Annotated in this window: 11 protein-coding genes; 10 read left to right on the top strand and 1 reads right to left on the bottom strand. The window is 67.1% G+C overall.

Translation table 11 applies throughout. From position 1 onward, the window contains the following. Position 1 precedes the first annotated feature (1 nt). The 9 genes from H8F01_RS01295 (at position 2) to H8F01_RS01255 (ending at position 9323) form a co-directional block, all read left to right on the top strand. The gene (locus H8F01_RS01295; RefSeq protein ID WP_425490126.1) at positions 2–2458 is read left to right on the top strand and encodes a heavy metal translocating P-type ATPase; all 2457 of its coding nucleotides are present in this window, start codon (positions 2–4) and stop codon (positions 2456–2458) included. 99 nt (positions 2459–2557) lie between these two features. Beyond that, on the top strand, positions 2558–2716 hold the full coding sequence (locus tag H8F01_RS01290; protein ID WP_165418425.1) for a hypothetical protein: 159 nt from the start codon (positions 2558–2560) through the stop codon (positions 2714–2716). A 93-nt stretch (positions 2717–2809) separates the two neighbouring features. Then, a complete protein-coding gene (locus H8F01_RS01285; RefSeq protein ID WP_187057300.1) occupies positions 2810–3217 on the top strand; it encodes a ketosteroid isomerase-related protein in 408 nt (135 codons plus the stop codon). Between the two features lie 3 nt (positions 3218–3220). Further along, positions 3221–3817 (top strand): GNAT family N-acetyltransferase, encoded by a 597-nt coding sequence (locus tag H8F01_RS01280; protein WP_187057299.1) that lies wholly within the window; start codon positions 3221–3223, stop codon positions 3815–3817. A 13-nt stretch (positions 3818–3830) separates the two neighbouring features. Continuing rightward, on the top strand, positions 3831–5123 hold the full coding sequence (gene folC / locus H8F01_RS01275) for a bifunctional tetrahydrofolate synthase/dihydrofolate synthase (RefSeq protein ID WP_187057298.1): 1293 nt from the start codon (positions 3831–3833) through the stop codon (positions 5121–5123). 61 nt (positions 5124–5184) lie between these two features. Then, entirely contained in the window at positions 5185–6252 is a 1068-nt protein-coding gene (locus H8F01_RS01270) for an SPOR domain-containing protein (protein WP_187057297.1), read from the top strand. 35 nt (positions 6253–6287) lie between these two features. Then, positions 6288–6893 carry a CvpA family protein gene (locus H8F01_RS01265; protein WP_187057296.1) on the top strand — a complete coding sequence of 202 codons (606 nt, stop codon included), beginning with the start codon at positions 6288–6290 and terminating at the stop codon, positions 6891–6893. A gap of 18 nt (positions 6894–6911) precedes the next feature. Next, a complete protein-coding gene (purF, locus tag H8F01_RS01260) occupies positions 6912–8387 on the top strand; it encodes an amidophosphoribosyltransferase (RefSeq protein ID WP_187057295.1) in 1476 nt (491 codons plus the stop codon). Between the two features lie 123 nt (positions 8388–8510). Next, on the top strand, positions 8511–9323 hold the full coding sequence (locus tag H8F01_RS01255) for a ferritin-like domain-containing protein (RefSeq protein WP_187057294.1): 813 nt from the start codon (positions 8511–8513) through the stop codon (positions 9321–9323). A gap of 21 nt (positions 9324–9344) precedes the next feature. Here H8F01_RS01255 and H8F01_RS01250 read toward each other — a convergent pair whose 3' ends face one another. Continuing rightward, positions 9345–10064 carry a FadR/GntR family transcriptional regulator gene (locus tag H8F01_RS01250; protein WP_187057293.1) on the bottom strand — a complete coding sequence of 240 codons (720 nt, stop codon included), beginning with the start codon at positions 10062–10064 and terminating at the stop codon, positions 9345–9347. Between the two features lie 285 nt (positions 10065–10349). Here H8F01_RS01250 and H8F01_RS01245 point away from each other — a divergent pair, with 285 nt between their 5' ends. After that, positions 10350–12377, top strand: coding sequence for an MGH1-like glycoside hydrolase domain-containing protein (locus H8F01_RS01245; protein WP_187057292.1), 2028 nt, complete (start codon positions 10350–10352; stop codon positions 12375–12377). The last annotated feature ends 8 nt before the right edge of the window (positions 12378–12385 follow it).

Raw genomic sequence — 12385 nt, 5'->3', positions numbered from 1 at the left:
CATGGAGGAACACAGCTGCTGCAGCACGAAGCAACCCGAGCCGGCACCGAAGCCATCCTGCTGCGGAGGTCAGACGGCCGCCGCTGGGACCGCTGCGCCGCACGATCATCAACAGCACCACCACCCTCACTCCCACGATCACGCGGGGCATCACGATCACGCCGCTCAGGCCATCAAGGACCCGGTGTGCGGCATGACGGTGGATCCGGCAACGGCGAAGCATCAGGCAGGGCACGACGGCAACACGTTCTATTTCTGCGCACAGCGCTGCAAGGACAAGTTCGTTGCCGATCCCGCGCGTTATCTGGCGCCGCCCGCCGCGCCGTCGCCCGCGCTCGCCGGTGCCGTCTACACCTGTCCGATGCATCCGGAAGTGCAGCAGATCGGACCGGGCCATTGCCCCAAGTGCGGCATGGCGCTTGAGCCGATGATGCCCAGCCTGGACGAGGACGACGGCCATGAACTCACCGCCATGTCGCGGCGCTTCTGGTCGCTGGTGGCCTTGACCCTGCCCGTGTTCCTGCTGGCGATGGGGCCGCACCTGTTCGGCTGGCACCTGCCGTCGCCGTGGGATGGTGTGGCGGCGTGGGCGGAGGCCTTGCTCTCCACCGTGGTCGTGTTGTGGGGTGGTGCGCCGTTCTTCGCGCGCGGCTGGCAGTCGCTCAGGCCGTGGTCGCCCAACATGTACACGCTGATTGCGCTGGGTACGGGCGTGGCGTGGCTGTACAGCGCCGTGGCGTTCCTTGCGCCCTCGTGGTTCCCGCAGGGGTTCCACGACATGCATGGCCGCGTGGGCGTCTACTTTGAATCGGCGGCGGTGATCGTCACGCTGGTGACGCTGGGCGATTTCCTCGAGTTGCGCGCACGACGCCGCACCGGTGCGGCATTGAAGGCGCTGCTGGGCCTTGCACCGAAAACGGCGCGACGCGTGGGCACCGATGGCAGCGAACACGACGTGCCGCTGGATGACGTCCATGCCGGAGACACCTTGCGTATACGTCCTGGCGAGAAAGTGCCGGTGGATGGCGTGGTGATCGACGGCAACAGTCACGTCGACGAATCCATGCTCACTGGCGAGCCCTTGCCGGTCAGCAAGGCGAAGGGCGAGCGCGTCACCGGAGGCACGGTCAATCAGGATGGCGCGCTGTTGATGCGTGCGGACAAGGTCGGTGCGGAAACCATGCTGTCGCAGATCGTCACGCTGGTGGCCCAGGCGCAACGCAGCAAGGCACCGCTGCAACGCGTGGCCGACCGGGTGGCGGCGTGGTTCGTGCCGGCCGTGGTGGCGGTGGCGGTGCTGGCGTTCGTGCTGTGGGCATGGTTGGGGCCGGATCCGAGGCTGGCCTATGCGCTGATCTCCGCGGTGTCCGTGCTGATCATTGCCTGTCCGTGCGCGCTGGGCCTGGCCACGCCGATCTCCATCATGGTGGCGAGCGGACGTGCCGCGCAGAACGGTGTGCTGTTCCGTGATGCCGCCGCCATCGAGTCGCTGCGCGAGATCGACACGCTGGTGGTCGACAAGACCGGCACGCTCACCGAGGGCAGGCCGACGCTGAAAGAGGTGGTGAGCCTTGGCGGCCAGCCGCGTGAGCAACTGCTCGCCATGGCCGCAGCGCTGGAACGTCCCAGCGAACATCCGTTGGCGCGGGCCATTCTTGCCGGCGTGGAAGCGGAGCGGGTGCCAGTGCCAGCAGTGACGCAATTCCGCACGTTGACCGGCGCCGGCGTGGAAGGCGTGGTCGATGGCCACGCCGTGGCGCTGGGCAATCTGCGCCTGCTCTCGACCGCCGGCGTGCAGCCGGACAGTGCCGTGCTGGCCAGGGCGGATGCCCTGCGCGGCGAAGGCGCCACGGTGATGTTCCTTACCGTGGACGGGCAGCTCGCCGGCCTGATCGCCGTCGCGGACAAAGTGAAGGCAAGCACGCCGCAGGCCATTCGTGACCTGCACGCGGCCGGCCTGCGCATCGTGATGCTCACCGGCGACAACCTGGCCACTGCCAAGGCCGTGGCCGGCGAGTTGAGCATCGACGAAGTGCACGCGGATGTCTCGCCCACCAACAAGGCGGCGGTGGTCCAGCAGCTTCGTGCGCAGGGGCATCGCGTAGCCATGGCCGGCGACGGCATCAACGACGCACCCGCGCTGGCGATAGCCGATGTCGGCATCGCCATGGGCAGCGGTACCGACATCGCCATGGAAAGCGCGCAGGTGACACTGGTGAAGGGCGAACTCACCGCCATCGTGCGGGCACGGGCGCTGTCGCAGGCGACGGTGGCGAACATCCGCCAGAACCTGTTCTTCGCCTTCGTCTACAACGCCGTGGGCGTGCCGCTGGCGGCGGGCCTGCTGTATCCGCTGACCGGCCTGCTGTTGTCGCCGATGGTGGCGGCGCTGGCGATGAGCCTGTCCTCGGTATCGGTGGTAACCAATGCCCTGCGGCTGCGGCGCGCCGCCCTGTGATGATTGTCACCCGCGATGGCTGACGCCATGCCCTGCCTCGCGAACGGGGCAGGGCAGATGATTCTCTCCGCACCGATGGGGTGCGGGGAGGACTTCATCATGAACATCATCAACGACACCCGCAGCACGCTGGAAAAGCACATGCCCTTGCTGTTGGGCCTGCTGGTGGCCCTGCTTGCCGGCCGCGCATTGAAGAAAATGTTCTGGACCGCGTTCGGCATGTACTGGGCACTGCGGGCCAGCGGCATCCATTTCTGAGGCGTCGCCCGAGGCGCTGCGCCTGGTGGGGTGACGGTCACGGTGACGGCACATGCTTTAAGCTGTGCGCCCCGTTCCCCGCAGGTAGCCGCCATGTCCTCCAGTCTTGCCCTGGTCGCCCGTTATTACGACGCGTTCAACCACGGTGACTGGGAGGCCATGCTCGAGTGCCTCACCGATGACGTGGCGCACGACATCAACCAGGGCCATCGCGAAACCGGGCGTGATGCGTTCCGCGCCTTCCTGGCACGCATGAACCGAAGCTACCGCGAAGAACTGCGCGACGTCGTTCTGATGGCGGGCTCCGATGACGCGCGAGCCGCCGCCGAGTACGTGGTGCACGGCCAGTACCTTGCCGATGACGAAGGCCTGCCGGCGGCGCATGGCCAGCGTTACGTGTTGCCGGGCGGTGCGTTCTTCGATATCCGCGGTGGCCGCATCGCGCGCATCAGCAACTATTACAACCTGCAGGACTGGATCGCCCAGGTATCCGGGGGCTGAAGCATGGGCGTGCGCATCCTCACCAGCGTGGGCGAGGCGGTACGGCCGCATCTGCCGGCGCTGGCGCGCCTGCGCATGACGGTGTTCCGCGACTACCCTTATCTGTACGACGGCGACAAGGGCTACGAGCAGCGTTACCTGGAAGCCTATGCGCGTTCGCGCCGCAGCGTGTTCGTGCTGGCGCTGGACGGCGAGGAGGTGGTGGGCTGCTCGACCGGCATTCCACTGGTGGACGAAGTGCCCGCCATCCAGCAGCCGTTCGTCGAGCGCGGCATGGTGCTCAGCGAGGTGTTCTATTTCGGCGAATCGGTGCTGTTGCCGGCGTATCGCGGGCAGGGCATCGGCCATCGCTTCTTCGATGCGCGCGAGCATCACGCGCGCCTGCTGCACGGCTACCGCTGGACGGCGTTCTGCGCGGTGGAACGCGCAGCGAACGACTCGCGCCAGCCGCCGGGTTATCGCCCCAACGACGCGTTCTGGACCGCACGCGGTTACCAGCGGCAGGACGACATGTTCTGCACGCTGGACTGGACCGAAACCGGCGCGCTCGAATCCACGCGCCATCGACTGCGTTTCTGGCTGCGTCCGCTGGACGCCTGAACAAGCTCCGCTTATGACCCGTACCCTTGACGAATGGTTGGCCTACCAGGAACGCGTGAACGTACGCAGCATCGAGCTGGGTCTCGATCGCGTGCGCGAGGTGTGGCAGCGCATGGGCGCGCCTGCGCCGGCGCGCCGGGTGATCACGGTGGGGGGCACCAACGGCAAGGGTTCGACGGTGGCCATGCTGGAGGCCATGCTCACCGCGGCCGGCCAGCGCGTGGGCTGCTATACCTCGCCGCACCTGCTGCATTACCGCGAGCGCATCCGCATCGATGGCCGCGATGCCGACGATGACGCGCTGGTGGCCAGCTTCGAGCGCATCGAAGCGGCGCGGGGCGAGATTCCGCTGACCTATTTCGAATTCGGCACGCTGGCCGCGCTGGACCTGTTCGCCCGCGCGGGACTGGACGTGGCAGTGCTGGAAGTGGGGCTGGGCGGCCGGCTGGATGCAGTCAACATCATTGATGCCGACGTGGCCGTGATCACCACGGTGGATCTGGATCATATGGACTGGCTGGGGCCGGATCGCGACAGCATTGGCGTGGAGAAGGCCGGCATTGCGCGGGCAGGGCGGCCGGCCATCGTTGGCGAAGTCGAGCCGCCGGCTGGCCTGCTCCAGGCATTGGCGCGCATCGGCGCCACGGTTGAACGTGCCGGCGTGGATTTCACCGTGCAGCGCGAAGCCACCGGCTGGCAGTGGCGCCATCGCGACGGCCTGACCCTGTCGCTACCCGATCCGGCCTTGTCGGCACCCGTGCAGTACGCCAACGCCGCGGCATCGGTGGCGGCCCTGCATGCCCTGCAACGTATGGATGCGGAGCTGGCCACGATGGATCTGGCCGCGGCGGCCTCCAGCGGTCTCCGCACGGCACGGGTGGCGGCACGCCTGCAGGTGCTGGGCGGCGACCCGGCGCTGGTGGTGGACGTAGGCCACAATCCGCAGGCGGCGCGTGCGCTGGCCGAATGGCTGGATGCGCGCCCCGACATGCGTGTGCATGCGGTCTACGGCGCGCTGTCGGACAAGGACGTGGCCGGCGTGATCCGTGCCCTGGGTGAGCGCATCGCGCACTGGCATCTGGCCGGGCTGGAGCAGGACACACCGCGCGGTCTGTCGGCGCAAGCGTTGGTCGAACAACTCGCCGCGGTGCTGCCAGGCGCGCGCTTCGATGCCCATGCCGACGTGGCGTCGGCGCTGAAGGCGGCCCGTTCCGCCGCCAGGCCGGGCGAGTGCGTGCTGGCCTTCGGCTCGTTTTTTGTCGCCTCGGCGGTGCTTGCTGAATCGGCTCGGCTCGATTGGGCCTGAGTGATGGCAAGGGCAGGTATAATCGCCGCGTTCTCGCACCCCCTGTCGTCTGGAGCCCGTCTTGAAAACACGTCTGCTGGGAGCTGCTGTTCTCATCGCGCTGGCTGTGCTGATCGTGCCGATGTTCATCTCCAGCAACCCTCCGACCACGAGTGGTGATGAAACCGTAAGCCTTGCGATCCCGCCGGCACCCGACCGCGACCTGCAGACCAAGACCATGAGCCTGACGCCGGGTTCGGCGCCGGCCTCGACGTCTGCCCCGGCGCCCAAGCCGGCTGTGCCGACGCCCGCCGCCACCGCAGCGCCGGTGGGGTCGACCGACCAGCTGGCCACGGTGAACATCGGCTCCAACCGCCCGCGTGACGTGGAAACCGACCCGGCCGCCGGCCAGAAACCCGAGCCCACCACGGTGACGCGCCCGGGTTCCAGCGCCGCGCAGCCGGTGATTCCGGTGCAGGGCGCAGGCTCGACGGGCGTGACCGGCTCGGCCAGCACCACGGCCGCCAAGCCCGCCATCGCGTCCCAGCAGACGCCGCAGCCTGTTTCGGCGCCGGCTACCGCCGCGCACGGCGCCTATTCGGTGAATCTCAGCGCCTATGCGTCGAGCGCCAGCGCGCAGAACCTGATCCAGCGCGTGAAGGGTCTGGGCTATCCCGCCTCCGGTCGCGCGATCAACCAGGGTGGCAAGCAGCTCACCATGGTCACTGCCGGTCCGTTCGAATCCCGCGCGGCGGCCGAGGCTGCCCGCCTGAAGATCACCCAGACCATCCCGGGCGCCCCGGCGCGACTGGAAAGCAGCGCTTCCACGCCCTCGCAGGATGACGCGCCGACGGCCAGGCCGGCGGCTGCGGCAGCCAGCGCCGCCAGCACGGCGGCGCCGACGTCCTCGCGCCCCGGCGGCTGGGCCGTGCAGGTGGCGGCCATGGGTACGCAGGCCGATGCCAATGCGCTGCGCGACAAGCTGCGCGCGAGCGGTTTCGATGGCTACGTGGATACGGTCAACGCCAACGGCAAGCAGCTGTGGCGCGTGCGCGCCGGGCCGCAGACGCAGCGTGCGGACGCCCTGCGCATCCGCGACCAGATCAAAAGCAAGCTGGGCGTGGACGGCAACGTCGTCACCGCTCCCTGAACATTGACCAGAATCCGCCACGGTAAGGTGACCCGGTGAATTGGGCCGACTACATCATTCTTGCCGTATTGGGCCTGTCGGTCTTGATCGGGCTGTGGCGTGGCCTCATTTCCGAGGTGTTGGCGCTGGGCATCTGGATTGCCGCCTTCTGGGTGGCCTGGACGTTCGGGCCAGGTGTGGCGACGGGGCTCGAGCATCACATCGAGCTGCCGTCGGCAAGGCTTTTCGTGGCTTACGGCGCCTGCTTCGTGGCGGTGCTGATCCTGGGGGCGCTGGTGCGCTTCCTGGTAAGCCGGCTGGTGGAGGGTACCGGGTTGTCCGGCACCGACCGCCTGCTCGGCATGGTGTTTGGTTTTGCCCGTGGCGTGCTGTTGGTGACGCTCGGGGTGTTCCTGCTCGGGTTTACCGCGTTCACACGCGACCCGTGGTGGCACGATTCGGTGTTAATGCCGCAGTTCAAGGGAGTGGCTGCGTGGCTGGGCGAGCGGGTGCCGGACAATGTCCGTCACTATCTCAATCCCCCGGCCCTGCTTGACCATTTGCCCGCCCTGCCGGCGGGCATCCCGGGCGCTTTGCCAGCGACTGGGCACGAGATCCATCCCGCGGCCGCAACCACGGTCGCACCGGCAACCAGTTCATAAATTACAGGCTTTACTACCATGTGCGGAATCATCGGCATCGTCGGCACCAGTGAGGTCGCCGCGTCACTCTATGACGGATTGACCGTGTTGCAGCACCGCGGACAGGACGCCGCCGGCATCGCCACGGTGGACGGCGCGCGCCTGCGCCTGCACAAGGGCAACGGACTGGTGCGCGACGTGTTCAGCCAGACCGCGATGAGTGGCCTGCACGGTCGCATCGGCATCGGACACTGCCGTTATCCCACGGCCGGTTCCGACGGCTCGTCCGAGGCGCAGCCGTTCTACGTGAACTCGCCCTACGGCATTGCCTTCGCGCACAACGGCAATCTGGTGAACACCGAGGCGCTGCGCCGCGAGATGTTCGAAGACGATCGTCGCCACATCAACACCGATTCGGATTCCGAAGTGCTGCTCAACGTGCTGGCGCACGAGCTGCAGATCCAGGACCGCATGGCGCTGACGCCCGACCACATCTTCAAGGCCGTGGCCGGCGTGCATCAGCGTGCGCGCGGCGGCTACGCCTGCCTGGCCCTGGTGCTGGGTTACGGCCTGCTGGCGTTCCGCGACCCCAACGGCATTCGCCCGCTGGTGCTGGGCGAGCGCATCACGTCGGAAGGCCGCGAGTACGCCGTTGCTTCCGAGTCCGTGGCACTGGACATCCTCGGCTTCAAGCGCCTGCGTGACGTGGAGCCGGGCGAAGCGGTGTTCATCACCAACGACGGCCAGCTGTTCGCCCGCCACTGCGCCGATGGCGCCGTGCACGCGCCGTGCATCTTCGAATACGTGTACCTGGCCCGCCCGGACTCGATGATCGAGAACGTGTCGGTGTACAAGGCGCGCCTGCGCATGGGCCAGAAGCTGGCCGAGAAGATCCTGCGCGAGCGTCCGGACCACGGCATCGACGCCGTGATTCCGATTCCCGACACGGCCCGCACCGCGGCATCGGCGCTGGCCGAAGCGCTGGGCGTGCCGTTCCGCGAGGGCTTCGTCAAGAACCGCTACATCGGCCGCACCTTCATCATGCCGGGGCAGGGCGAACGCGTGAAATCCGTGCGCCGCAAGCTCAACCCGGTGGAGCTGGAATTCCGCAAGAAGAACGTGCTGCTGGTGGACGATTCCATCGTGCGTGGCACCACCTCGCGCCAGATCATCCAGATGGCCCGCGATGCCGGCGCCCGCAACGTGTTCTTCGCCTCCGCCGCGCCGCCGGTGCGCTACCCGAACGTGTACGGCATCGACATGCCGGCCGCCTCGGAGCTGGTCGCCGCCGGGCACACCGAGAAGGAAGTGCAGCAGGTACTCGGCGCCGACTGGCTGATCTACCAGGATCTGCCGGACCTGGTGTGGGCTGTGCAGGACGGCAACGAGAAGCTCAAGCACTTCGACACCTCGTGCTTCTCCGGCGAATACGTGACCGGCCTGGACCAGCAGTACCTGCAGCAGATCGAGATGCTGCGTTCCGACGACGCCAAGGCGGCCCGTCGCAGCGCGTAAGCGATCAAACCTCTGTAGGAGCGCGCTTGCGCGCGACCTGGGCATGGCAGAGTTTTCGCTGTGCCGGGTTCTCGCGCACAAGTGCGCTCCTACAATGCACTCTCGCTCCCGCGATCATCGCCCATGACCGCCGACCTACACGCCGCCGCCAAGCGTTGCCTTGACGCCACCGATCCCGCGGAAAAGCTGCGCCTGACGCATGCCGCGTGGGAGGCTTTTCTGGCTGGCGAGCTGAGGCCGGACGACGCGTCCCCGCCGCCCGAATCCATCGGAATGCCCGGGCGCCCGGCGCGCCCGCAGCTGGTGCCGCAACGCCAGGTGCCGCATCGTGGCCTGGGTACCGCCGAAGGCCGTGCCGCGCTGGTGCACGCCGTGGCGCATATCGAGTTCAACGCGATCAACCTGGCCTGGGATGCGGTGTACCGCTTTCGCGGCAAGCCGTTCGATTACTACCGCGACTGGGCGAGCTGCGCGCACGACGAGGCCCGTCATTTCGCCATGCTCGCCGAACGTCTGGCCGAGCTGGGCCATGCGTACGGCGATTTCGACGCGCACAACGGCCTGTGGGAAATGGCCGAGAAAACCGCCCATCACGACACGGCGCGCATGGCGCTGGTGCCGCGCGTGCTCGAAGCGCGCGGTCTGGATGTGACGCCGGGGATGATCGAGCGCCTGCTCTCCGTGGGCGACGACCGCACCGTGGCCATCCTGCAGGTGATCCTGCGTGAAGAGGTGGCGCATGTGGCGGCGGGAACGCGCTGGTTCCGTCATTGCTGCGAACGCGATGGCATCGATCCGCGGGAGACTTTCCTGGATCTGCTGCGCGATTACATGGGGCGAAATCTGCGCGGTCCGTTCAATCGACCCGCGCGGCTGGAGGCGGGCTTTGACGATGAAGAGCTCGATCGGCTGACCGAGCTCGCCGTGCAGTCGTAAATCCGGTCTTTCCGAAGGGCTTCAGGAGGCCTTCTTCAGGCTCTTTTTCCGGCGCTTTTCCAGGTTGGCGCGCGAGTCCACGATCATGGCGTGCATGGCCTTGCGGGCCGCTTCGGGCTGGCCGCGGCGGATGGCTTCCAGCACCTTCTGGTGGTGCGGCAGCGAGTACTTGAAGTTGCTGGCGGTCTGCGCCGACAGCACGAAGAACATGCCGAGCACGCTTTCGATCACCGTGAACAGCGAAATCATCATTTCGTTGCCGGTGGCCTGCAGCACGGCATTGTGGAAGCTCAGGTCTGCCTCGGCCCATTCGCTGGCGTCCTGCGCAGCATCCATCTGCTGGTAGGCGGTATCAATCTTGGCCAGCTGCAACGGTGTGCGTCGCTTGGCGGCAGAAGCGGCGGCGGCCGGTTCGATGATCTCGCGCATTTCCACCAGCTTCTCGATGAAGTCGTCGGTGGGCATGGAGGCGCAGCGCCAGGACAGCACGTCCGCATCAAGCTGGTTCCACGCCTCGGTGGCGCGCACGCGCGTGCCGGTTTTCGGGCGCGCCTCGATCAGGCCCTTGGCCGCCAGCACCTTCAGCGCCTCGCGCAAGGCGTTGCGGCTCACTTGCATGCTTTCTGCCAGGGCTTCCTCGCGCGGCAGCACATCGCCGGGCTTGAGGTCGCCGGCAACAATCCTTGTGCCCAGTTCGCGGACCACCTGGCCGTGCAAACTGCGAGCGTCCGAAAGTTTCATGATGGATCCTTCTCCGGCAGGAGCTTGTCGACAAAAGTCCGGAATGATTCGCGCGCCAGGCAGGGATTCCTTGCGTACGCAGGTGGCGTTGCAGCGTCCTTCGGAACTTAGCATAACGTGGTTCGAACGGACGCGGCCCGCGGTCCGGTCACCGCTGTAAACGACGGGCGTGCGAATCGGATGACCGAGCTGGTGCCAGGCACGGGACGTGGTTAGTCTTCGGTGCGCTGACGGCACGCGTGGCCCGCGGTGTGCGCAACGAGATCGATTAAACAGGAGTGTCAGGTGAAGGATTCCCGTATCGGGCGTGGCCGCTTCGCGGCGCTGGCGTTGGCGTGCATGCTGGCGGGTGGCGGACACGGTGCCCGTGCCGCCGACGCCACCGGGGACGCAGCGCGTTACCTCGACCTGCTCGACATGCACGGATCGCCGAAGAGCGCGGGCGACCGCAGCTTCAATATCTTCTTCGACGCCGGTGCTTGGCATGGCTACAGCCTGCCGGCCGCGGGCGAATCGTCGTCCGGCTTTTCCGGTCCGTTCGTGCATAGCCTGGCGGGCGGACAGTGGGCCGGCACGCGTTTCGCCACGCTGACGTTGCGCGATGCGACCGGTCGGCAGGCGCTGCCGCTGTCGCTTGTCGCGGAGCACGCGGGGCCGGGCTTCCTTGAGCGCAGCTATGGGGCATCGGGGCTGACGGTGCGCCAGACATTGTTCTTTGCCGACTCGATGCGCGCGCTGGTGAGGACAGAGATCACGGCCGCCGATACCCGCGACGTCGCGCTCTCGATGGAAAGCGCCACCATGGCGGTCCAGGGTTCCCGCCTGGAAGCGCATGGCAGGCAGGCCGTGCAGACGTTTGACGGTTCCCCATGGCGCCTGGTCACCACGGTGCTGGCCAACGAGGCAGCGGCGTCCGCTACCGCGAATGGCTACCGGCTCGAACTGGCGCGGCCGCTGCGCCTGAAACCGGGGCAGACGGCGACCATCTTTGTCGAGCAGGCGCTGCTCGATGGCACCGCTGCCCACTTGCCTGGCGTGGACGGTGAGGCGGCATGGTCGGCAAACCGTGAGCGCTGGGCTGGCTATCTGAAGCATGCCGCGCCGTACCACCTGCCTGGCGTTGCCGATGATGTGGCGGACCGGGTGGCGACCAAGGCGAAGATCATCCTGCTCGGCAACTGGCGCGCCGCGCGTGGCGACCTGCATCACGATGGCGTGATCCCTTCGTATTCGAACCCTGACTTCAACGGTTTCTGGGCGTGGGATTCGTGGAAGCACGCCGCGGCGCTGGCGCAGTTTGCGCCGGACCTCGCACGCGAGCAGATGCGCGCGATGTTCGACTATCAGGCCGACGACGGCATGGTTCCCGACTGTCTGTATCTGGACAAGGCGGAGAACAACTGGCGCGACACCAAGCCGCCGCTGGCGACGTGGGCAACGCTGGCGATCTACCACGCGACCGGCGACCGCGCGTTCGTCGGAGAGATGTACGACAAGCTGCTGCGTTATCACCGCTGGTGGTTCAAGGCGCGCGACCACGATCACGATGGGCTCGCCGAATACGGCTCCACCGACGGCACGCGCATCGCCGCGGCGTGGGAGAGCGGCATGGACAACGCCGTACGCTTCGATGGCGCCTCCATGGTTCGCAACGGCGATGGCGCATGGTCGCTGAACCAGGAGTCGGTCGACCTCAATGCTTACCTGTATCGCGAGAAGCTCGAACTGGCCGAACTCGCTGGCGTGCTCGGCAAGCGGGCGGATCAGGCGATGTGGCTGAGGGAAGCGGCCGCGATGAAGACGCAGATCCAGCAGGCGATGTTCGACGCGAAGGCTGGCTATTTCTTCGATATCCGACTGGGCAGCCACGAGCCTGTGCGCGTCTATGGGCCCGAGGGATGGATGCCGCTATGGGCGGGCGTGGCGACGCCGGAGCAGGCGCAAGCGGTGAGCCGGGTGATGATGGCGCCGGACAAGTTCGGCACGCTGATGCCTTTCCCTACCTTGGCCAGGGACAACCCGAAGTTCTCCCCGATCAAGGGTTACTGGCGCGGTCCGGTCTGGCTGGATCAGGCGTACTTCGGCGTGGAGGCATTGCGGCGCTATGGATTGCGCAGCGAGGCCGACGACATGGCGCGCCGCCTGGTGATCAACGCGCAGGGGCTGACCGGGCAGGGCACCACGTACGAGAACTACGATCCGCTGACCGGTCACGGTTACCAGTCGCCCAACTTCAGCTGGTCGGCCGCGAGTTACCTGTTGTTGATTGAGGACGCCAGCAGCACGTCCCTGCGTGGGCAGGACTTGCGGTAGAAAACGGG

The sequence above is a fragment of the Dyella telluris genome (assembly GCF_014297575.1).
Classification (GTDB): Bacteria; Pseudomonadota; Gammaproteobacteria; order Xanthomonadales; family Rhodanobacteraceae; genus Dyella; species Dyella telluris.
Note: the sequence above shows the minus strand (reverse complement) of the source record. Positions and strands in the feature narration are given on the sequence as shown.

Excerpts from the sequence above, each read along its gene's own strand:
- H8F01_RS01295 (WP_425490126.1), top strand. The coding sequence starts at position 2 with ATGGAGGAACACAGCTGCTGCAGCACGAAGCAACCCGAGCCGGCACCG.
- H8F01_RS01290 (WP_165418425.1), top strand. The coding sequence starts at position 2,558 with ATGAACATCATCAACGACACCCGCAGCACGCTGGAAAAGCACATGCCC.
- H8F01_RS01285 (WP_187057300.1), top strand. The coding sequence starts at position 2,810 with ATGTCCTCCAGTCTTGCCCTGGTCGCCCGTTATTACGACGCGTTCAAC.
- H8F01_RS01280 (WP_187057299.1), top strand. The coding sequence starts at position 3,221 with ATGGGCGTGCGCATCCTCACCAGCGTGGGCGAGGCGGTACGGCCGCAT.
- folC (WP_187057298.1), top strand. The coding sequence starts at position 3,831 with ATGACCCGTACCCTTGACGAATGGTTGGCCTACCAGGAACGCGTGAAC.
- purF (WP_187057295.1), top strand. The coding sequence starts at position 6,912 with ATGTGCGGAATCATCGGCATCGTCGGCACCAGTGAGGTCGCCGCGTCA.
- H8F01_RS01255 (WP_187057294.1), top strand. The coding sequence starts at position 8,511 with ATGACCGCCGACCTACACGCCGCCGCCAAGCGTTGCCTTGACGCCACC.
- H8F01_RS01250 (WP_187057293.1), bottom strand. The coding sequence starts at position 10,064 with ATGAAACTTTCGGACGCTCGCAGTTTGCACGGCCAGGTGGTCCGCGAA.